The sequence below is a fragment of the Streptomyces sp. NPDC050703 genome (genome assembly GCF_040654435.1).
Classification (GTDB): Bacteria; Actinomycetota; Actinomycetes; order Streptomycetales; family Streptomycetaceae; genus Streptomyces.
The window spans coordinates 228,239-248,662 of record NZ_JBFAHX010000001.1 but is presented as its reverse complement, the minus strand read 5'-3'; the positions used below and the strand labels follow the sequence as shown (position 1 = coordinate 248,662).

General features: G+C 74.2%; 22 protein-coding genes and 1 pseudogene. 15 read left to right on the top strand and 8 right to left on the bottom strand.

What is annotated here, in order from left to right:
- The first annotated feature begins 3 nt into the window (after positions 1–3).
- Genes AB0I16_RS01175 through hisF form a run of 5 tightly spaced genes read left to right on the top strand, consistent with a single transcriptional unit; the run spans position 4 to position 2,704 of the window.
- A complete protein-coding gene (locus tag AB0I16_RS01175; protein ID WP_363247183.1) occupies positions 4–168 on the top strand; it encodes a hypothetical protein in 165 nt (54 codons plus the stop codon).
- 16 nt (positions 169–184) lie between these two features.
- The gene (gene hisH, locus AB0I16_RS01170; RefSeq protein WP_363247182.1) at positions 185–826 is read left to right on the top strand and encodes an imidazole glycerol phosphate synthase subunit HisH; all 642 of its coding nucleotides are present in this window, start codon (positions 185–187) and stop codon (positions 824–826) included.
- Positions 823–1,551 (top strand): bifunctional 1-(5-phosphoribosyl)-5-((5-phosphoribosylamino)methylideneamino)imidazole-4-carboxamide isomerase/phosphoribosylanthranilate isomerase PriA, encoded by a 729-nt coding sequence (priA, locus tag AB0I16_RS01165; RefSeq protein ID WP_363247181.1) that lies wholly within the window; start codon positions 823–825, stop codon positions 1,549–1,551. The genes hisH and priA overlap by 4 nt, the downstream gene beginning before the upstream one ends.
- Positions 1,548–1,952, top strand: a complete 405-nt coding sequence (locus AB0I16_RS01160) for a RidA family protein (protein WP_363247180.1) — start codon at positions 1,548–1,550, stop codon at positions 1,950–1,952. The genes priA and AB0I16_RS01160 overlap by 4 nt, the downstream gene beginning before the upstream one ends.
- A complete protein-coding gene (hisF, locus tag AB0I16_RS01155; RefSeq protein ID WP_363247179.1) occupies positions 1,949–2,704 on the top strand; it encodes an imidazole glycerol phosphate synthase subunit HisF in 756 nt (251 codons plus the stop codon). Before AB0I16_RS01160 ends, hisF begins: the two co-directional genes overlap by 4 nt.
- Before the next feature lie 67 nt (positions 2,705–2,771).
- On the opposite strand, the gene AB0I16_RS01150 is transcribed toward hisF, so the two are convergent.
- Complete coding sequence (locus tag AB0I16_RS01150; protein ID WP_363247178.1) at positions 2,772–3,407, bottom strand: TIGR03085 family metal-binding protein; 636 nt, start codon at positions 3,405–3,407, stop codon at positions 2,772–2,774.
- An 82-nt stretch (positions 3,408–3,489) separates the two neighbouring features.
- Between AB0I16_RS01150 and hisI the strand changes: the two genes are divergently transcribed.
- From hisI to lgt, 10 genes and pseudogenes are all read left to right on the top strand, one after another.
- Entirely contained in the window at positions 3,490–3,909 is a 420-nt protein-coding gene (gene hisI, locus AB0I16_RS01145) for a phosphoribosyl-AMP cyclohydrolase (RefSeq protein ID WP_363247177.1), read from the top strand.
- Between the two features lie 11 nt (positions 3,910–3,920).
- Positions 3,921–5,429: an anthranilate synthase component I gene (locus AB0I16_RS01140; protein ID WP_363247176.1), complete on the top strand. Its 1,509-nt coding sequence runs from the start codon at positions 3,921–3,923 to the stop codon at positions 5,427–5,429.
- Between the two features lie 7 nt (positions 5,430–5,436).
- On the top strand, positions 5,437–6,087 hold the full coding sequence (locus tag AB0I16_RS01135; protein WP_363247175.1) for a TIGR02234 family membrane protein: 651 nt from the start codon (positions 5,437–5,439) through the stop codon (positions 6,085–6,087).
- Between the two features lie 106 nt (positions 6,088–6,193).
- The gene (locus AB0I16_RS01130; RefSeq protein WP_363247174.1) at positions 6,194–6,427 is read left to right on the top strand and encodes an HGxxPAAW family protein; all 234 of its coding nucleotides are present in this window, start codon (positions 6,194–6,196) and stop codon (positions 6,425–6,427) included.
- Between the two features lie 149 nt (positions 6,428–6,576).
- Positions 6,577–7,035: a DUF2752 domain-containing protein gene (locus tag AB0I16_RS01125; RefSeq protein ID WP_363247311.1), complete on the top strand. Its 459-nt coding sequence runs from the start codon at positions 6,577–6,579 to the stop codon at positions 7,033–7,035.
- A 141-nt stretch (positions 7,036–7,176) separates the two neighbouring features.
- Positions 7,177–7,986 (top strand): indole-3-glycerol phosphate synthase TrpC, encoded by an 810-nt coding sequence (trpC, locus tag AB0I16_RS01120; protein ID WP_363247173.1) that lies wholly within the window; start codon positions 7,177–7,179, stop codon positions 7,984–7,986.
- Between the two features lie 297 nt (positions 7,987–8,283).
- On the top strand, positions 8,284–9,567 hold the full coding sequence (trpB, locus tag AB0I16_RS01115) for a tryptophan synthase subunit beta (RefSeq protein ID WP_363247172.1): 1,284 nt from the start codon (positions 8,284–8,286) through the stop codon (positions 9,565–9,567).
- Positions 9,564–10,379 carry a tryptophan synthase subunit alpha gene (gene trpA, locus AB0I16_RS01110; protein ID WP_363247171.1) on the top strand — a complete coding sequence of 272 codons (816 nt, stop codon included), beginning with the start codon at positions 9,564–9,566 and terminating at the stop codon, positions 10,377–10,379. The genes trpB and trpA overlap by 4 nt, the downstream gene beginning before the upstream one ends.
- 95 nt (positions 10,380–10,474) lie before the next feature.
- Positions 10,475–11,254: a thioredoxin domain-containing protein gene (locus AB0I16_RS01105; RefSeq protein ID WP_363247170.1), complete on the top strand. Its 780-nt coding sequence runs from the start codon at positions 10,475–10,477 to the stop codon at positions 11,252–11,254.
- Between the two features lie 81 nt (positions 11,255–11,335).
- Positions 11,336–12,145, top strand: a pseudogene (gene lgt, locus AB0I16_RS01100) (prolipoprotein diacylglyceryl transferase); the annotation flags it as partial.
- Positions 12,146–12,600: 455 nt separating this feature from the next.
- Here the strand turns inward: lgt and AB0I16_RS01095 are convergent.
- The 7 genes from AB0I16_RS01095 to AB0I16_RS01065 are packed head-to-tail and all read right to left on the bottom strand — an operon-like array spanning position 12,601 to position 20,348.
- A complete protein-coding gene (locus AB0I16_RS01095; protein ID WP_363247168.1) occupies positions 12,601–13,446 on the bottom strand; it encodes a CoA ester lyase in 846 nt (281 codons plus the stop codon).
- Positions 13,443–14,660 carry a CoA transferase gene (locus tag AB0I16_RS01090; protein ID WP_363247167.1) on the bottom strand — a complete coding sequence of 406 codons (1,218 nt, stop codon included), beginning with the start codon at positions 14,658–14,660 and terminating at the stop codon, positions 13,443–13,445. The genes AB0I16_RS01095 and AB0I16_RS01090 overlap by 4 nt, the downstream gene beginning before the upstream one ends.
- The gene (gene rbsK / locus AB0I16_RS01085) at positions 14,657–15,583 is read right to left on the bottom strand and encodes a ribokinase (RefSeq protein WP_363247166.1); all 927 of its coding nucleotides are present in this window, start codon (positions 15,581–15,583) and stop codon (positions 14,657–14,659) included. Before rbsK ends, AB0I16_RS01090 begins: the two co-directional genes overlap by 4 nt.
- Positions 15,580–16,944 (bottom strand): ADP-ribosylglycohydrolase family protein, encoded by a 1,365-nt coding sequence (locus tag AB0I16_RS01080; protein ID WP_363247165.1) that lies wholly within the window; start codon positions 16,942–16,944, stop codon positions 15,580–15,582. Before AB0I16_RS01080 ends, rbsK begins: the two co-directional genes overlap by 4 nt.
- Positions 16,941–18,143 carry an ADP-ribosylglycohydrolase family protein gene (locus AB0I16_RS01075; protein ID WP_363247164.1) on the bottom strand — a complete coding sequence of 401 codons (1,203 nt, stop codon included), beginning with the start codon at positions 18,141–18,143 and terminating at the stop codon, positions 16,941–16,943. The genes AB0I16_RS01080 and AB0I16_RS01075 overlap by 4 nt, the downstream gene beginning before the upstream one ends.
- Positions 18,127–19,347 carry an ADP-ribosylglycohydrolase family protein gene (locus AB0I16_RS01070; RefSeq protein WP_363247163.1) on the bottom strand — a complete coding sequence of 407 codons (1,221 nt, stop codon included), beginning with the start codon at positions 19,345–19,347 and terminating at the stop codon, positions 18,127–18,129. The genes AB0I16_RS01075 and AB0I16_RS01070 overlap by 17 nt, the downstream gene beginning before the upstream one ends.
- Positions 19,344–20,348, bottom strand: coding sequence for an ADP-ribosylglycohydrolase family protein (locus AB0I16_RS01065; RefSeq protein WP_363247162.1), 1,005 nt, complete (start codon positions 20,346–20,348; stop codon positions 19,344–19,346). Before AB0I16_RS01065 ends, AB0I16_RS01070 begins: the two co-directional genes overlap by 4 nt.
- Positions 20,349–20,424 lie beyond the last annotated feature (76 nt).

Below are 20,424 nucleotides of genomic sequence, written 5' to 3'. Positions count from 1 at the left end.
GCCATGACCGGCCTCAACACCATCCTCATCGTCGTCGGCCTCTTCCTGATCGGCGGCGTCATCTCCTTCGTCAAGCAGGGGATGCCCAAGGGCCTGATCACGCTGCTCTCCATCGGCGCCGTGATGTGCCTGGCGGCGGGCATCCTGCGGCTCGACTACTGGAACTGACGGGGGCGTACGAGACATGAGCACTCCCAAGAAGGTCGTCGTCTTCGACTACGGCTTCGGCAACATCCGCTCCGCCGAGCGCGCCCTCGCGCGCGCGGGCGCGGACGTCGAGATCACGCGTGACTACGACACGGCCATGGCCGCCGACGGCCTGCTCGTGCCCGGCGTCGGCGCCTTCGCCGCCTGCATGCGCGGCCTGAAGGAGGCGCGCGGCGACTGGATCGTCGGGCGCCGCCTCGCCGGCGGACGCCCGGTCATGGGCATCTGCGTGGGCATGCAGATCCTCTTCTCGCGCGGCATCGAGCACGGCGTGGAGACCGAGGGCCTCGACGAGTGGCCCGGCACGGTCGAGCCGCTGAAGGCCGAGGTCGTCCCGCACATGGGCTGGAACACCGTCCAGGCATCGGCCGGCTCCACCCTCTTCGACGGCCTCGACGCCGACGCCCGCTTCTACTTCGTGCACTCCTACGCGGTGCACGACTGGTCACTCGAAGTCGCGAACCCGGCGATGCGCGCCCCGCACGTCACCTGGTCCACGCACGGCGAGCCCTTCGTGGCGGCCGTCGAGAACGGCGCCCTGAGCGCCACCCAGTTCCACCCCGAGAAGTCCGGCGACGCCGGTGCCCAGCTCCTCACCAACTGGATCGGAACACTGTGAGCTCCCTCGAACTCCTCCCCGCCGTCGACGTCCGCGACGGCCAGGCCGTACGCCTCGTCCACGGCGAGTCCGGCTCGGAGACCTCCTACGGCTCCCCGCTGGAGGCCGCCCTCGCCTGGCAGCGGTCGGGCGCCGAGTGGCTGCACCTGGTCGACCTGGACGCCGCGTTCGGCACCGGCGACAACCGCGCCCTGATCGCCGAGGTCGCGGCCGCCATGGACATCAAGGTGGAACTCTCCGGCGGCATCCGCGACGACGACACGCTCGCCGCCGCCCTCGCCACGGGCTGCACCCGCGTCAACCTCGGCACCGCCGCCCTGGAGACCCCCGAGTGGGTCGCCAAGGTCATCGCCGAGCACGGCGACAAGATCGCGGTCGGCCTCGACGTACGCGGCACCACGCTGCGCGGTCGCGGCTGGACCCGCGACGGCGGCGACCTCTACGAAACCCTGGAGCGCCTGAACGCCGAGGGCTGCGCGCGGTACGTGGTCACGGACATCGCCAAGGACGGCACCCTCCAGGGCCCGAACCTGGAGCTCCTGCGCAACGTCTGCGCGGCCACGGACCGCCCCGTCGTCGCCTCCGGCGGCGTCTCGTCCCTGGACGACCTGCGCGCCATCTCCGAGCTGGTCCCGCTCGGCGTCGAGGGCGCGATCGTCGGCAAGGCGCTGTACGCCAAGGCGTTCACGCTGGAAGAGGCGCTCGCCGCGGTGGCGTCCTCATGAGCGACGCCGTACGCCGGGTCAGCTCGGGCGGCCCCTGGGAGGAGGCCATCGGCTACTCCCGCGCCGTCGAGCTGCCGAACGGCCTGGTCCTGGTCTCCGGCTGCACGTCCGTGGTGAACGGCGTCATAGACGCGGGCACCCCCTACGAACAGACGGTCAACGCCTTCACCACGGCCTTCGACGCCCTGAAGAAGCTCGGCCTCGGCCGCGAGCACGTGGTCCGCACGCGCATGTACCTCACGCACGCGCGGGACGTCGACGAGGTGGGCCGCGCCCACAAGGAGCTGTTCGACGACGTCCGCCCGGCCGCGTCCATGCTCATCGTGTCCGGCTTCATCGACCCCAGCCTGGTCGTCGAGGTCGAGGTGGAGGCCTACGGCCCGCGGGCAGGTGCGGCATGACCCTCGCCGTACGTGTCATCCCCTGCCTCGACGTGGACAACGGCCGCGTCGTCAAGGGCGTCAACTTCCAGAACCTGCGGGACGCGGGCGACCCCGTCGAGATGGCCAAGGTCTACGACGCCGAGGGCGCCGACGAGCTGACCTTCCTGGACATCACCGCGTCGTCCGGCAACCGCGAGACGACGTACGACGTGGTCCGCCGCACCGCCGAGCAGGTCTTCATCCCGCTCACGGTCGGCGGCGGGGTACGCACCGCCGACGACGTCGACAAGCTGCTTCGCGCGGGCGCCGACAAGGTGGGCGTCAACACGGCGGCCATCGCCCGCCCCGACCTGATCCGCGAGATCGCGGAGCGCTTCGGCCGCCAGGTCCTCGTCCTCTCGGTGGACGCCCGCCGCACGCCGTCCGGCGGCTTCGAGGTGACGACCCACGGCGGCCGCAGGTCGGCGGGGACCGACGCCGTGGAGTGGGCCCACCGGGCCGCCGAGCTGGGCGCCGGCGAGATCCTGCTGAACTCGATGGACGCCGACGGCACCAAGGACGGCTACGACATCGAGATGATCTCCGCCGTCCGCCGGCACGTCACGGTCCCCGTCATCGCCTCCGGCGGCGCGGGCGCCCTGCCCCACTTCCCCCCGGCCGTCGAAGCGGGCGCCGACGCGGTCCTGGCCGCCTCGGTCTTCCACTTCGGCGACCTCCGCATCGGAGAGGTCAAGCAGACCCTGCGGGAGACCGGCCACCCGGTGCGATAGCCCCGGGCACGGCTTTCCGGGCCCCTGCCTCCCCACACGAGGGGAGGCAGGGGCCCGCTGACCGTCCCTACAACCCCAGCTGCTTCGTCTCCTGCAGGGTGGCGATCGCCGACTTGTCGCCGTCCAGCTCCACCTCGGCGACGCTCTGCCTGCCGTAGGCGAAGAGGAGGAGTTCGGAGGGTTCGCCCGTGGCCGTCACCACCGGGAGGCCGCGGTGGGCCACCGCCGTGCGGCCGTCGGGGCGGCGCAGCACCAGGCCCACCGGGGCCTTGCGGCCGATCAGGCGGGCCGTGCGCTCCAGGCGGGACCAGAGGGCGTCCGCGAAGACCGGGTCCAGTTCGCGCGGCACCCAGTCGGCGCGCGCGCGGCGCACGTCCTCGGTGTGGATGTAGAACTCGACGGCGTTCGAGGCCTCGTCGACCTGCTTGAGGGAGAAGGGCGAGAACCGCGGGGGGCCCGTCCTGATCAACTGGATCAGTTCCTCGTACGGCTTCGCGGCGAACTCGGCCTGCACCCGTTCCAGGCGCGGGGCGAGCTGCTTGATCAGAAGTCCGCCCGCGGCGTCCGCGCGGCGCTCGCGCACCACCACATGGGCGGCGAGGTCACGGGTCCTCCAGCCCTCGCACAGCGTCGGGGACTCGGGGCCCTCCGCCTCCAACAGGTCGGCGAGGAGAAGTCGTTCACGCTTCGCATGGGTCGACATACGCCCAAGCCTACGACCGCGCACCCGGTCCGGACAGTGGACGGGCGCCCTGAGCCCGCCCCGCGCGCGGCACAATGGGCGCATGACCAGCGTGCCCCCGCCCAGCAGCGGCCTCGACCCGGAGATCGCCGCGCGACTCAAGCGCAGCCCCGACGGACTCCTCCCCGCCATCGCCCAGCAGTACGACACCGGCGAGGTGCTGATGCTCGGCTGGATGGACGACGAGGCACTCCACCGCACCCTCACCACGGGACGCTGCACCTACTGGTCCCGCAGCCGCCAGGAGTACTGGGTCAAGGGCGACACCTCCGGGCACTTCCAGTACGTCAAGGAAGTCGCCCTCGACTGCGACGCGGACACCGTCCTCGTCCAGGTCGACCAGGTCGGCGCCGCCTGCCACACCGGCACGCGCACCTGCTTCGACTCCGATGTGCTCCCGCTCTCCGGCGTCCCCGCGCCGGGCGCACCGGACACGACGGGCGACACGGCCGCAGGTCAGTAGGGTCTGCTGCCATGGACCTCAAGACCTTCCGCAAGCTGGCGTCCGACCGCCGAGTCATCCCCGTCAGCCGCAAGCTCCTCGCGGACGGCGACACCCCCGTCGGCCTCTACCGCAAGCTCGCCGCCGAACGCCCCGGCACGTTCCTCCTCGAATCCGCCGAGAACGGCAGGTCCTGGTCCCGGTACTCCTTCGTCGGCGTCCGCAGCGCCGCCACCCTCACCGTCCGCGACGGCGCCGCCCACTGGCTCGGCACCCCGCCCGTCGGCGTCCCCACCAGCGGCGACCCGCTCGAAGCGCTGCGCGCCACCATCGCCATACTGCACACCCCACGCGACGTGGCCGGCGCCGCCGGGCTCCCGCCCTTCACCGGCGGCATGGTCGGCTACCTCGGCTACGACATCGTGCGCCGCCTGGAGAGGATCGGCCCCGGCGAGCGGGACGACCTGCGGCTCCCCGAGCTGACCATGCTGCTCACCAGCGACCTCGCCGTACTCGACCACTGGGACGGCTCCGTCCTGCTGATCGCCAACGCGATCAACCACAACGACCTCGACTCCGGTGTCGACGAGGCGTACGCCGACGCCGTCGCCCGCCTCGACGCCATGGAGGCCGACCTCTCCCGGCCCGTCGCCCAGCCCCCGGCCGCGCTGCCCGCCTCCGAACTGCCCGAGTTCACCGCGCTGTGGGGCGGCGAGCAGTACCAGGACGCCGTCGAGGACATCAAGGAGCGCATCCGCGCCGGCGAGGCCTTCCAGGTCGTGCCCTCGCAGCGCTTCGAGACCCCCTGCACGGCGAGCGCGCTCGACGTCTACCGGGTACTGCGGGCCACCAACCCGTCGCCGTACATGTACCTCCTCCGCCTCGACGGCTTCGACGTGGTCGGCTCCAGCCCCGAAGCCCTCGTCAAGGTCGAGGACGGGCGGGCCCTGCTGCACCCCATCGCGGGCACCCGCCACCGCGGCGCCACCCCGCGAGAGGACCAGGCGCTCGCCGACGAGCTGCTCGCCGACCCCAAGGAGCGCGCCGAGCACCTGATGCTCGTCGACCTCGGCCGCAACGACCTGGGCCGGGTCTGCGAACCGGGCTCCGTCGAGGTGGTCGACTTCATGTCCATCGAGAAGTACTCCCACGTCATGCACATCGTCTCCACGGTCACCGGCCAGGTCGCCCAGGGCCGCACCGCCTTCGACGTGCTCACCGCCTGCTTCCCCGCGGGCACCCTCTCCGGTGCCCCCAAGCCCCGCGCCATGCAGATCATCGACGAGCTCGAACCGTCCCGCCGCGGGCTCTACGGCGGCTGCGTCGGCTACCTCGACTTCGCGGGCGATTCCGACACCGCCATCGCCATCCGTACTGCCCTGCTCCGCGACGGCACGGCGTACGTGCAGGCCGGAGCCGGTGTCGTCGCCGACTCCGACCCCGTGGCCGAGGACACCGAGTGCCGCAACAAGGCCGCCGCGGTGCTCCGCGCCATCCACACGGCGAACCGCCTGCGCGCCGCCGGAAGCGGTGAGGGATAGTGGACAGGTGACTTCCGCAGTACCACCGCCCCGTACCGACGCGCCGACCGCCGAGACCCCGGCCCAGCGCGGCAGCAGGCGCACCGTCGGCGCCGCGCTGCTGCTCGGCGCCCTCGGCGCGGCCCTCGCGCTCCTCGCCTCCCGCCAGGACTGGGCCCACGGGACCGCCTCGGTGGCGGGCGGCGCCCTCCCGCTGACCGCCAAGGGCAGCGACGTCACGGGCGTCCCCGCGGCGCTCGCGATAGTCGGCCTCGCCGCCCTGGTCGCGGTCTTCGCGGTCCGCCGCGCCGGACGCGTCCTGGTCTCCCTGCTGCTCACGCTGAGCGGCGCGGGCATCGTGGCCGCCGCCCTGCTCGGCGCCGACGACGCCTCCGCGCTCGACGAGAAGGCCGCCACGGCGTCCGGCGACGCCGCCACCACCATCGACGGCCTCTCCCACACCGGATGGCCGTACGCCGCCGCGGCCGCGGGCGGCCTGATCCTGCTCGCGGGACTCCTCGCGCTCACCTACGGCCGTACGTGGCCCGCGATGTCGGGCCGGTACGAACGCGACGGCTCACCGAGCCCCCGCAAGGCGCGCCGCGCCCCGGACCCGGAGCGGCCCGAGGAGCTGTGGAAGGCCCTCGACCGCGGCGAGGACCCGACGCGCGAAGCGTGACCCCGACCTCACGCGATACGCACGGGTACGGGACAATGTCGGCGAGCGTCCGACTCGCGGTGGGCTTCCCACCCATCACCACGCATACAGCAAATAGGAGCAAGTCATGGCGGGCAGCAGCCACGGACACGGACACACCCCGGCCGCCTGGACCGGTGTCATCATCGCCTTCATCGGTTTCTGCGTCGCGGGCGCCTTCATGGTGATGGCCAACGTGCCCGGCTTCTGGGCCGGCATGGCCGTCATCGCGATCGGCGGCATCGTGGGCGGCATCATGCGCCTCATGGGTCTCGGCCAGGAGAAGCGCCCGCAGCGCGAGGTCCGGCGCGCCGAAGCCTGAGCATCCGTACGCCCGGAGGCGGTCCGGCGGTCGCCGGGGCCGCCTCCCGGCATGCCGGGGCCCGGGCGGCGGGCCCGCCCGCGGGGCAGAATGCACGGATGACCGCCGAAACCGAGAGCGCGGGCACCGGAGCCGGGAGCGTGAGTGCCATGCAGGGGAGCGACCTTCCGCGAGGCGCCGCGCCAGGCCCCTCCGGGGAGCGGCCGGAGGCCGGCGTCCTCGGCCGGCTGCTCGTCCCCGCCGGTCTGCTCGCCGCGGTCGCCGGGGCCTTCGCCTACGTCGGCGCCGTCGACCCGAACGAACCCGGCCACTACCCCGCCTGCCCGCTCCTGCGCCTCACCGGCATCTACTGCCCCGGCTGCGGCGGCCTGCGCAGCGCCCACGCCTTCGCCCACGGCGACCTCACCGCGGCCCTCGGCGCCAACGCCCTCGCCGTCGCCGGCTACGTCGCCTTCGCCGCCCTCTGGTCCGTCTGGGTGATTCACGCGGTGCGCGGACGACCCCTGCGCCTCGCGTGGGGCCCGGTGCCGCTGTGGGGCCTCGGCGCCCTGGTCGCGGTCTTCACCCTCGTGAGGAACCTGCCGTTCGGCTCCTGGCTGCATCCCTGAAACCGCAGGCAGCGCGGGTGGCGCGTGTCCAGGTCCTGGGACGGGTGTCAACCGGATGCGGGGGCTTCGGCCTGCTGCGGATACCATCGCAGTGACCAGCTTGAACGTCAGCTTCAACCGTCAGGGAAGGGGACCGCTCGCGTGAGTGTGCTCGACGAGATCATCGACGGAGTCCGTGCCGACCTCGCTGAGCGGCAGGCGCGCGTCAGCCTCGACGAGCTCAAGGAGCGCGCGGCCAAGGCTCCCGCGGCCAGGGACGGCGCGGCGGCCCTCCGCGGCGACGGCGTCAAGGTCATCTGCGAGGTGAAGCGCTCCAGCCCCTCCAAGGGCGCGCTCGCCGCGATCGCCGACCCCGCCGGGCTCGCCGCGGACTACGAGGCGGGCGGCGCGGCCGTCATCTCCGTGCTCACCGAGGAGCGCCGCTTCGGCGGCTCGCTCGCCGACCTGGAGGCCGTCCGCGCCAAGGTCGACGTCCCCGTCCTGCGCAAGGACTTCATCGTCACCTCCTACCAGCTGTGGGAGGCCAGGGCGTACGGCGCCGACGTCGCGCTGCTCATCGTGGCCGCGCTTGAGCAGCCCGCCCTGGAGTCCCTCATCGAGCGCGCCGAGTCGATCGGCCTCACGCCGATCGTCGAGGTGCACGACGAGGAGGAGGCCGAGCGCGCCGTCGACGCGGGCGCCCGGGTCATCGGCGTCAACAACCGCGACCTCAAGACCCTCAAGGTCGACCGCTCCACCTTCGAGCGCATCGCGCCCGAGCTGCCGGACAGCGTCGTCAAGATCGCCGAGTCCGGTGTCCGCGGGCCGCACGACCTGATCGCCTTCGCCAACGCGGGCGCCGACGCGGTGCTCGTGGGCGAGTCCCTGGTCACCGGGCGCGACCCGAAGTCGGCGGTCTCCGACCTCGTCGCGGCGGGCGCCCACCCGGCCCTCCGCCACGGACGGAGCTGACCCTCCCGATGCCGATCTCCGCCCGCCTCGCCCCCGGCTGCCGCCCCCGCGGCTGCCGTGCGCCCGCGCGGCGTGTGCGGGGCAGGCGGGTGCGCTACCACATCGGCTCGGAGCCGGGCCAGATCCCCGGGATGCGATGGCACGGCGGCGCCTGAGCTGAAGGGCCCTCGCGCCGTCGCCGGCCAGGGTTTCGTCGCGACCGCGGCCCGTCGTGGGCTTCTCGCGCAGTTCCCCGCGCCCCTGAAGGGGGCGCACCAGTGCCCCCGTTGCCATCGCCAGTTCTGACAAGGATCAGCCATGCCCAGCGAGTTCTTCATCCCGGACCCCGAGGGTCAGGTCCCCAGCGCCGAAGGCTACTTCGGCGCGTTCGGCGGCAAGTTCATCCCGGAGGCCCTCGTCGCCGCCGTGGACGAGGTCGCCGTCGAGTACGACAAGGCCAAGAGCGACCCCGAGTTCGCCCGCGAACTGGACGCCCTCCTGGTCGACTACACCGGGAGGCCCAGCAGCCTCACCGAGGTCCCCCGCTTCGCGGAGCACGCGGGCGGCGCCCGGATCTTCCTCAAGCGCGAGGACCTCAACCACACCGGCTCGCACAAGATCAACAACGTGCTCGGCCAGGCCCTGCTCACCAAGCGCATGGGCAAGACCCGCGTCATCGCCGAGACCGGCGCGGGCCAGCACGGCGTCGCCACCGCCACCGCCTGCGCGCTCTTCGGCCTTGAATGCACCATCTACATGGGCGAGATCGACACCGAGCGCCAGGCCCTGAACGTGGCCCGGATGCGCATGCTCGGCGCCGAGGTCATCGCCGTGAAGTCCGGCAGCCGCACCCTCAAGGACGCCATCAACGAGGCGTTCCGCGACTGGGTCGCCAACGTCGACCGCACCCATTACCTCTTCGGGACCGTGGCGGGACCGCACCCCTTCCCCGCCATGGTGCGCGACTTCCACCGCGTGATCGGTGTGGAGGCCAGGCGGCAGATCCTGGAGCGCGCCGGGCGGCTGCCCGACGCCGCCGTCGCCTGCGTGGGCGGCGGCTCCAACGCCATCGGCCTCTTCCACGCGTTCATCCCGGACGCCGGTGTCCGCCTCGTCGGCTGCGAGCCCGCAGGGCACGGCGTCGAGACGGGCGAGCACGCGGCCACGCTGACCGCGGGCGAGCCGGGCATCCTGCACGGCTCCCGCAGCTACGTCCTCCAGGACGAGGAGGGCCAGATCACCGAGCCCTACTCGATCTCGGCCGGACTCGACTACCCCGGCATCGGCCCCGAGCACGCCTACCTCAAGGACAGCGGGCGCGGCGAGTACCGGGCGGTCACCGACGACGCGGCCATGCAGGCGCTGCGGCTGCTCTCCAGGACCGAGGGCATCATCCCGGCCATCGAGAGCGCCCACGCGCTCGCCGGCGCCATCGAGGTCGGCGAGGAGCTCGGCGAGGACGGGCTGATCGTCGTCAACCTCTCCGGGCGCGGCGACAAGGACATGGACACGGCCGCGCGGTACTTCGGCCTGTACGACACGGACGCCGCCGTCGAGGCGGACGCGGCGGCCACCGCGGAGATCGAGGGGGACGCCAAGTGAGCGGCAACATCCGGCTGTTGGACGAGACCCTGGCCGCCGCGAAGGCCGAGGGACGCTCCGCGCTCATCGCCTATCTGCCCGCGGGGTTCCCGACGGTCGACGGCGGCATCGCGGCGGTCAAGGCGGTCTTCGACGGCGGCGCCGACGTGGTCGAGGTCGGCCTTCCGCACAGCGACCCGGTGCTCGACGGCCCGGTCATCCAGACCGCCGACGACATCGCCCTGCGCGGCGGCCTCAAGATCCGCGACGTGCTGCGCACGGTCCGCGAGGCGTACGCGGCGACCGGCAAGCCGGTGCTGGTCATGACGTACTGGAACCCCATCGACCGCTACGGCGTCGAGCGCTTCACCGCCGAACTCGCCGAGGCGGGCGGCGCCGGGTGCATCCTGCCCGACCTGCCGGTCCAGGAGTCAGGCTTGTGGCGTGAGCACGCGGAGAAGCACGGCCTCGCCACCGTCTTCGTCGTCGCGCCGAGCAGCAGGGACGAGCGGCTCGCCACGATCACGGCGGCGGGCTCCGGCTTCGTGTACGCGGCGTCGTTGATGGGCGTCACGGGCACCCGCGAGTCCGTCGGCGAACAGGCGCAGGAGCTGGTGCGGCGCACCAGGGCCACCACCGATCTGCCGGTCTGCGTCGGCCTCGGCGTCTCCAACGCGCGCCAGGCCGCACAGGTCGCGGGCTTCGCCGACGGCGTGATCGTCGGCTCGGCCTTCGTGCAGCGGATGCTGGACGCCGAGGACGAGGCCGCCGGGCTCGCCGCCGTGCGCGCGCTCGCCGCCGAACTCGCCGACGGGGTCCGCGGCACGGCGTAAGGGCCCGCGCCGGGGCCCCGCCGCGGGCCCTCACTCGTACGGGTGGACCTGGACCGGGGAGGCACGCTCGTGCCTCCCCGGTTCGTTGGCGGGGTGTGAGTGAGAAGAACAGTGAGGGAAAGCGAACGGCCCGCGAGCGGGTGGCCGCGGAGCGAGAGCGGCAGAGGGCGCGCGACAAGCGGCGCCGTGCGCTGATCGTGGGCGCCGCGGTGGTCGGCGTCCTCGGTCTCGCCGCCGTGGTGGGTCTGCTCGCCGCCGGCTCCGGCGACGACAAGAGCGACACATCGGGTCCGGTGAGCGTCCCCAAGGGGGCGACGGGCAAGGACTCGCTGACGATCCCGCTGGGCAAGGAGAGCGCCACGTCGACGCTCACCATCTGGGAGGACTTCCGCTGCCCGGCCTGCAAGGGCTTCGAGGACAGCTATCGCTCGACGATCCACGAGCTGGCCGACCAGGGCCGGCTCAAGGTCGAGTATCACCTGGCCACGCTCATCGACGGGAACATGGGCGGCAGCGGCTCCCTCCGCGCCGCCAATGCCGCGGGCTGCGCCCAGGACGCGGGCAAGTTCACCGAGTACCACGACGTGCTCTTCAAGAACCAGCCCGCCGAGCCGGACGACGCCTTCGGGAAGAACGACAAGCTGATCGAGCTGGCCGGTGAGGTCGACGGCCTCGCCACGGACACGTTCAAGAAGTGTGTGAACGACGGCAAGCACGACAAGTGGGTCGCCAAGTCCCACCAGGCCTTCCAGGACGCCAAGCTCCAGGGCACGCCGACCGTGCAGCTCAACGGCAAGAGCATCTTCGGAGACCAGAGCAATCCGCTGACCCCGGCGAAGCTGCGGCAGATGGTGCTGGACGCCGACAAGTCCTAGGGGCGGGGGGGCGCCTGTTATGGACCCGTAGCCGGGCTGGTTCCCGTCCGCGCCGCCCGGCACGGTAGCGTCGGTCCTGCCATGGACCTTGCCTTCATCCCCAGTCCCTCGCGCGGTGTGGTCGAACTCGGCCCCATTCCGCTGCGTGGCTACGCGTTCTGCATCATCATCGGCGTCTTCGTGGCCGTCTGGCTCGGCAACAAGCGGTGGGTCGCCCGCGGAGGCCAGCCCGGCACCGTGGCCGACATCGCCGTGTGGGCCGTGCCGTTCGGCCTCGTCGGCGGGCGTCTCTACCACGTGATCACGGACTACCAGCTGTACTTCAGCGAGGGCCGGAACTGGGTGGACGCCTTCAAGATCTGGGAGGGCGGCCTCGGCATCTGGGGCGCGATCGCGCTCGGCGCGGTCGGCGCGTGGATCGGCTGCCGCAGGCGGGGCATCCCGCTGCCCGCCTGGGCCGACGCGCTGGCCCCCGGCATCGTCCTCGCCCAGGCCATCGGCCGCTGGGGCAACTGGTTCAACCAGGAGCTGTACGGCAAGGCCACGGACGTGCCCTGGGCGCTGAAGATCACCTCCGCGGAGGACGGCCGGGTCCCGGGCACCTACCACCCGACGTTCCTGTACGAGTCGCTGTGGTGCGTCGGTGTCGCCGTGCTCGTCATCTGGGCCGACCGCCGCTTCAAGCTCGGCCACGGGCGGGCGTTCGCGCTGTACGTCGCCGCGTACTGCGCCGGGCGCGGCTGGATCGAGTACATGCGGGTGGACGACGCCCACCACGTGCTCGGCGTGCGCCTGAACGTGTGGACCGCCATCGCGGTCTTCGTGCTCGCGGTGGTCTACCTGGTCCTCTCCGCCCGGATGCGTCCGGGGCGCGAGGAGGTCGTCGAGCCCGTCGCCTCCGGCGGGGCGGGCGGTGACGAGCCCCCTGCCGGGGAGGCGAAGCAGCGTGACGGGGCCTCGAAGCTCGCCAAGGGCAAGGATGGCGAGGCGGAGCCGGCCTCGGTCCCGGAGGCGAAGGCGCCGAAGGCATCGGAGCCGAAGCCGAAGTCGGAGCCGAAGCAGGAGACGAAGCCCGAGTCGGCCGAGAAGAGCTGACGTCTGCCGGTCGTACGTCGACGGGGCCGCCGGATCGGTTGATCCGACGGCTCCGTCTCGTATGGGGTGGGAGCAGGAGCGGGACGCGGCAGTTCGGCACCGCCGAAAGGGTGTGTTCGGCCTTCCGCCGCCGCGGCGGAAACGTGCCGCGGCGGAAACGTGCCGCGGTGGCCGGAAGCGGCCGGAGGCCGTGCGAGCGGTCGGCTTCCGAGGCTCACGCGTGGTCCGCCGCCCGAGGCCTTCGGGCAGGCTTACGCACGCTCGGCCAGCGCCAGGACCCGTTGGGCGCCCTCCACCACCGCTCTGTCCACGAAGCGGCCGCCCGGCAGGGCCTGGGCGCCCGCCTCGCCCGCCGCCGCCTCGATGATCTCTTCCGCCTGTTCGATCTCGACGGGGGTCGGCAGATAGGCCCGTTCGATCACCGGGAGCTGCCGGGGGTGGATCGCCGCGCGGCCGAGGAAGCCGAGCGAACGGCCCCTGGCGCAGGACGCGGCAAGGCCCGCCAGATCGCGGATGTCCGGGTGGACCGACTGGGCGGGCGGCGCGAGGCCCGCCGCGCGCGCCGCCACCACCACGCGGGAGCGCGCCCAGTCCAGGCCCGCGTCCTCCCGTACGCCCAGGTCCGCGTGGAGGTCGGCCTCGCCGAGGGAGATGCCGTGCAGGGCCGGGTGCGCGGAGGCGATGGCGAAGGCGTGCTCCAGGCCGAGCGCCGATTCGAGCAGGGCGTGCAGGATGGGGGCGCCGCCGTCGGACGGCACGGCGCGGTCCGCGACCCGGACGACCTCGGCGCGCGAGGTGACCTTGGGCAGCCGCAGCCCCGCGAGGCCGGGGAGCGGGGCGATCGTGCGGAGGTCGGCCTCGGCGAAGGGGCCGTCGAGGGCGTTCACCCGGACGTGGACGGGCACGCCGTGCGGCCGGGGCTCGGAGAGGAGTTCGGCGGTGGCCGCGCGCGCGTACTCCTTGCGGTCGGGGGCGACCGCGTCCTCCAGGTCGACGATCACCACGTCGGCGCCCGCGCGCAGGGCCTTGGCCACCACCGCGGGCCGGTCGCCGGGGACGTACAGCCAGGTCAGGGGGTGGGGGTGCGGTGCGATCACAGGGCGCCCTCCTTGCGCAGGGCGGTGATCTCCGCCCGGGACAGGCCCAGCTCGGTGAGGACGGCGTCGGTGTCCGCGCCGTGCGGGCGGCCCGCCCAGCCGATGCCGCCCGGTGTCTCCGAGAGCCGGAAGAGGACGTTCTGCATGCGCAGCGGGCCCAGCTCCGGGTCGTCGACGGTGGTGATCGTGTCGAGGGCCGCGTACTGGGGGTCGGTCATCACGTCCGTGACGTCCTGGACGGGGGCGACGGCCGCCTCCGCCTTCTCGAAGGCGTCGATCACCTCGGCGCGGCTGTGCCGGGCGATCCAGGCGCCGACCGCCCCGTCGAGGACGTCCGCGTGGCGGGCCCGGCCCGCGCCCGTGCCGAACCACGGCTCGGCGGTCAGTTCGGGGCGGCCGACCAGGCGCATCACCCGTTCGGCGATGGACTGCGCGGAGGTGGAGACCGCGACCCAGCCGCCGTCGGCGGTGCGGTAGGTGTTGCGGGGCGCGTTGTTCGTGGAGCGGTTGCCGGTGCGCGGCTGCACGTGGCCGAGCTGGTCGTACCAGAGCGGCTGCGGACCGAGGACCGTGAGGATCGGTTCGATGATCGCCATGTCCACCACCTGTCCGCGCCCCGTGCGGTCGCGGGCGGCGAGCGCCGTCAGCACCGCGTACGCGGTCGCGAGCCCGGCGATGGAGTCGGCGAGTCCGAAGGGCGGCAGTGTGGGCGGGCCCTGCGGATCGCCGGTGATCGCGGCGAAGCCGCTCATCGCCTCGGCGAGGGTGCCGAAGCCGGGGCGGCGGGCGTAGGGGCCGAACTGGCCGAAGCCGGTGACGCGGGTGAGGACGAGCCGGGGGTTGGCCGCGCTCAGCTCCTCCCACCCCAGGTCCCACTTCTCCAGGGTGCCGGGGCGGAAGTTCTCGACGACCACGTCGGCGGTGGCGGCGAGGCGGAGGAGCGTCTCGCCGCCGCCGGGCGTCGAGAGGTCCAGTGTCATCGTCCGCTTGTTGCGGCCGAGCAGCTTCCACCACAGGCCGACGCCGTCCTTCGAGGGGCCGTGGCCGCGGGAGGGGTCGGGGCGCGTGGGGTGCTCGACCTTGACGACGTCCGCGCCGAAGTCGCCGAGCATCGTGGCGGCGAGCGGCCCCGCGAAGAGGGTCGCGAGGTCGAGGACGCGCAGTCCGGTGAGGGGCTTCGTCGTGGGCGGCCCGGTCGTCAGGGGCTCCGTCATGAGGGGGAGCCCTCCGCCGCGCCGGACGTCCTGGCGTCGATCTCCTTGCGGTACGGCATGGAGGCCGAGGCGCCGGGCCGCTGGACGGAGAGCGCTGCCGCCGCCGACGCCCAGCCGAGCGCGTCGGTCATCGGCCTGCCCTCGGCGAGCGCCACGGCCAGGGCCCCGGCGAAGGTGTCGCCCGCGCCGGTGGTGTCGACCGCCGTGGTCGCGCGGGCGGGGACCGTGACCGGTTCGGCGCCCCGTGCCGCGTAGAGGCTGCCGCGTGAGCCGAGGGTGACGACGACCTCGGGGACGTGCGGGAGCAGGGCGAGCGCGGCGGCGCGCGGGTCGTCGGAGATGCCGGTGAGCGTGCGGACCTCGTGTTCGTTGGGCAGCAGGAGGTCGGTCGCCGCGAGGAGCGCTTCCGGCAGCGGCTGGGCGGGGGCCGGGGTGAGGATCGTGCGGACGCCGTGGCCGCGGGCCGCCCGCGCGGCGGCGAGCACCCCGTCGACCGGGATCTCCAGCTGGAGGAGCAGGGCGTCGGCGGCGGCGATCACGGCTTCGTCCGCCGCGGAGAGTTCGTCGACGGTGCCGTTGGCTCCGGGGATGACGACGATGGCGTTGCCGCCCTCGTCGTCGACGACGATGTGCGCGGTGCCCGACTGGGCGTCGACGGTGCGCAGCAGGTCCGTGTCGACGCCGGACTGCGCGAGGGCGCAGCGGATCTGGGTGCCGTAGGAGTCGGTGCCGACCGCGCCGATCATCGAGACGGTCGCGCCCGCGCGGGCCGCCGAGACGGCCTGGTTGACGCCCTTGCCGCCGGGGATCGTACGGAACTCGCGGCCCGTCACGGTCTCACCGCGCCGCGGGGCCCTGGCGACGTAGGTGACGAGGTCCATGTTGGCGCTGCCGAGGACGGCGATGTGGGGGGTGTGCGTCATGGGCGGGGTGCCTCCGGGACGGTGGGTGCGGTGAGCGCGGCGGTGAGGTCCGCGAGGGTGTCGAAGCCGATGCCGTCGAAGCCGGCGACGGTGGTGGCGAGCCGGTTCTTCAGGGGCGCCGTCCAGCATTCGGGGAGCGCGTCCGGGTGCCCGGCGAGCAGGCCCGCGACCGAGCCCGCGGTCGCGCCGTTGGAGTCGGTGTCCCAGCCGCCGGAGACCGCCCGTGTGATGGAGCCGTGGAAGTCCCCGTCGGCGTGGGTGAGGGCGGCGGCGAGCAGGGCGGCGTTGGGGACGACGTGCACCCAGTGGTGGTGGCCGTGGGCGGCGTGCAGCAGGTCCACCACGTCGTCGAAGTGCCGGGTGGTGGAGGCGAGCCGGACGGCGTCGCGGACCGCGCGGGCCAGGCGGGAGCGCGCCGGTACGGCGGCGAGGCCCGCCCGCAGGCACTGGTGGACGTCGGCGCGCCCGCCGGCCGCCGCGGCGATGGTGGCCGCCGCGAACATCGCGCCGTACACGCCGTTCACCGTATGGCTCAACCGCGCGTCACGCCAGGCCTGCCGGGCGGCGGCCGCGGGGTCGCCGGGGTTGGTCCAGCCGTGTACGTCGGCGCGGATCAGGGCGCCGATCCACTCGCGGAACGGGTTGCGGTGCCGGGCGGTGTGCGGTGGCTCGATGCCCTGGAGGAGGTTGCGGTACGCGACGCGTTCGGCGGTGAAGGTGCGGCCCGCGGGCAGCTCGTCCAGCCAGAGCCGCGCCACGTCCCCGGTGGTGAAGGACCTGCCGTGGCGCTGGAGCAGGAGGAGGCCGATGAGCGGGTGGTCGAGGTCGTCGTCCTCCGGCGTCCCGTCGATGTTCTCGGCGAGGCAGGTGGCCGCCGAGCGCCTGTTCCAGGGGTACGCGGCCATCAGCGCGTGCGGCACGCCCCGCTCGGTGAACCAGCTGGTCAGCGGCCAGTTTCCGGTCGCCGCGGCGAGCGCGCGGATGCCGTCGAGGGGCAGTTTCTCCACCGGCTTGCCGAGCACGCAGCCCGCGGCCCTGCCCAGCCAGGCGGCGTGCAGCCGGTCGCGCAGCCCGGGGGCGACGGCCGTCGGCGGTCCGGCGTCCGCGGTCTCCGGTGCTTCCGAAGCCTGCTCCCCGTCGGGGCAGGGCAGCGACGCCAGCTCGTCGAGCAGCCGCTCGGCCAGGGCCCGCAGGGGCGGCGGCGCGGGGACGGGGGAGGCGCCCGCCCGGTCCGGGGCCGGGTGGCCGCCCGCCGCGAGCCAGCGGGCGCGCACGGCGGAGGCGTCCCTGCCGTCCTCGTCGGCCTGGCGCAGCTCATGGCCGATCAGGTCCTCGGGCTGGACCCAGGTCACGCGGTTCACGGGGCGGCCGCCAGCGCCGTGAAGGCCGCCTCGTGGGCGCGGCGACGGCGTACGTCCCGCGCGAAGACCTCCCTGGCGACCTCCGTGAGGACCGCGCCGGGGGAGCGCAGGTCGGTGCGGCTCGCCTCGGAGACCGCGTCCGCCCACGAGGCGGGGACGGCCTCCTCGCCGTGCAGCGCGCCCACGAGGGCACCGCTCATCGTCGCGATGGAGTCGCAGTCACGGCCGTAGTTGACGGAACCGAGGACCGTGCGGCGGTAGTCGGAGCCGCCCACCAGGAGCATGCCGAGGGCGATGGGCAGCTCCTCGACGGAGTGCAGCCGGGAGGGGCGGCGGGCGCCGAGGGAGGGGGCGCGGTAGTCGGGTCCCACGGTGTCGAAGGGGGTGACGGCGGCGCGCAGCGGCCGGATGGCCGCCTCGGTGTCGTGGTGGCGCCCGGCCACGTCCGCGACCGCCTCGATCGCCGCGCGCGTGCCGTCCTTCGCGAGGGCCAGGCACGTCTCGACCACCGAGGCCGCCGTGGCGCCGGGCGCGCAGGCCGCGGCGACCGCCGCCGCGAACACGCCCGCCGCCTCCCGGCCGTACGAGGACTGGTGGGCGCCCGCGATGTCCAGGGCCTCGGCGTAGGCGCGGGCGGGATCGGCCGCGTTGACCAGGCCGACCGGCGCCATGTACATCGCGGCCCCGCAGTTGACGATGTTGCCCGAACCGGCCTCGCGCGGGTCGACGTGCCCGTAGTGGAGGCGGGCGACGAGCCACTTCTCGGCGAGGAAGATCCGGTGCAGGGGGAGCGCCTCGGCCTCCAGCTCCGGAATCCAGCGCGGGGTCGTCATCAGGTCCGGCACCAGGTGGTCGGCGACCGCGTACGCGTCGAGGTGGTCGCGGACGGTGGCGTAGACCCGGACGAGCGCGTGGGTCATCAAGGTGTCGTCGGTGATGTGCCCGTCGCCCTTGTGGTACGGCGCGAGGGGCCGGGCCGTGCGCCACCGCTCGCCGTTCCAGGGGCCGACGATGCCGTCGACGCGGCCGCCGTGCCGCTCGCCGATCTGTTCGGGGGAGTACCCCTCGACGGGCCCGCCGAGCGCGTCACCGACGGCCGCGCCGACGAGGCTGCCGGTGATGCGGTCGGCGAGGGTGCCGGGTACGGGGGAGCCGGCGGGCGGGGCAACGGCCGTGAGGCGGCTAGATGTGGGCGTCATGTCGGGATTGTCCACCTGGAGTGGCCCGTTCCGTGGCTGCCAGGTGCCCGGCGAGTTCCACCAGGTCGGTGCCGGCGAGGCGGGGCAGCGCGCACCCGGAGAGGGTCCGGCAGGCGTCGCGCCACGCCTCGGGGATCGCGGCGGCCGTGCCGAGCGCCCCGGTCAGCGCACCGGCCAGGGCGGGCGCCGAGTCGGCGACGCGGGACAGGCATGCGGCGGCGGGCACCGCCTCGCGGATGCGGCCCCGGGCGGCGGTGGCCAGGGCGAGGGCCACGGGGACCGTCTCGGCGGCGGCGATCCCGTAGCTGTAGACGTGGTCGACGATCTGGTGTTCGAGCAGCGGTACGAGGTCGAAGGCGCAACTGGCGTCCTGGGCGAGCTTCACCGCGTGCCGGGCGTTGCGGCCGATCTCCGTGTGCGCGGGGAGCCGGGCGAGCGCGGCGTCCACGGCCGCGGTGACGCCCGCGCCGCCGAGGGCCGCCGCGATGGCCGCGGCCATGGCGCGGGCGCCGTGGACGCCGTCGCCGTCCTGGGTGTAGCGGGCGTCGAACTCCGCGAGGCGGGCGGCCCTTTCGGGGTCGCCGGGGTGGACCAGGGCGAGCACGCAGGCCCGTACGCAGGCGGCGTCGTCGAAGAAGTGCGGGTTGTCGTGGCCGGTGGCGGGCGGGCGCAGCCCCGCGGCGAGGTTGCCGAGTCCGGCGCGGACGGAGATGCGGGCGCGCAGCGGCAGGACGGCGGACTCCACCTCGGGGGCGCGGGCCGCCGCGTCGGCCACTTCGGCGGCCAGCGCCGACCAGGCGAGGTCGAGCGCCGCGCGGACCCGGCGGTCCGAAGGCGGCCCCTGGCCGGGCCCGCCGCCCGCGGCCCGCAGCAGGGACTCGGCGGTGAACGCCGCCCATTCGGCGTCGTCCGACGGGCCGAGGCGCAGCGGCTCGGGCGGCTGGTTCAGGGCGATCGGGACGGGGAGCGTGGTGGTGGCGTTCTGCTCGGCGAAGGTGTCCAGCTCGCGGGTGAGCCGCCGGGTCCACTCCGGCATCCGGGCCGCGCGGTGCCGGGCGGCGGGCCACCCGGCGGCGTCCCCCGCGGCGAGGCCGATGAGCAGCCCTTCGGTGCGGGACCGGCTCCGGCCGGGACGGCGGCCGGCGTGGGGGGCGAAACCGGCGGCGGGGACCGGTCGCGCGGCGGCGGCCCCGTCCGGGCTCACGCCGCCTCCCCCTCCGGTACGAGCAGATCGGCCACGTCCAGTACGTGGTGCCCCCGCATGGACGGCAGGCAGCTCCCGCGGGCCGCCCCGACGGCGGACGCCCAGGCGGCGGGGATGGCCGAGACGCCGCACGTGGCCCCGGCCAGCGCCCCCGCCACGGCCCCTGTGGTGTCGGCGTCCCGCCCCATGTTCACCGCGGAGAGCACCGCGCACCGGAAGTCCCCGCGCGCCGCCGCGTACGCGCCGAAGGCGAGCCCCACCGCCTCGGGGGCGAGGTCGGTCCACGGGTACCCCCCGACGACCACGGCCGAGCGGACCGCGCGCTCGCCCCGGTGCGCCACGGCCACCGCCCGCCGCAGCGACCGCGAGGTCCAGCTGTCCTCGGGGACAGCGGAGAGCGCCGCCGCCACGACGCCGTCGACCCGGGCGCCGCCCATCGCCGCCGCGACCCCCGCGGCGACCGCCTGGCCGCCGTAGATGCCCTCGCCGTCGTGGCTGACGGAGCCGTCGACGGCGATGAGCCGCGCCGCCTCCGCGGGGCGCCCCGCGGCGAAGACGCCGAAGGGGGCGGCCCGCATCGCGAGCCCGTCGCTCCAGGCGTGCCGGTGCTGGGCGGAGATGGGCGCGGCGAGCCCGCGCCGCAGGTTCTCCAGCGTGCCGCGCTCGGAGAAGCCCGCGCCCCGGAAGGGGACGTCCAGGTCGGCGATCCACTGGTGCCAGGCCGCCTCGACGTGGGCGACGGTCAGCGCGGACCCGTGCCGGGCCAGCAGTAGCCCCGAGAAGATCGCGTACTCGGTGTCGTCGGTGCCCGCCGGGTGCTCGGCGACGTAACCGGTGATGCGCCCCCAGCGGGCGCGGATCTCGGACGGCTTCATGTTCTCCGCGGGCGCGCCGAGCGCGTCACCGACCGCCAGGCCGAGGAGCGCGCCCCGTGCCCGCTCGCGGAGCTCCGCGGCGCCGCCCGGCGCCGGGACCGACGTGACGCATGCGCTGGATGCCATGCCGTGCCTCCCTGTCGCGCGGACGGATGGACCGCGCGTCCCTGCATGCTTGCCACGTAAGCCGCTCACCCGAGCA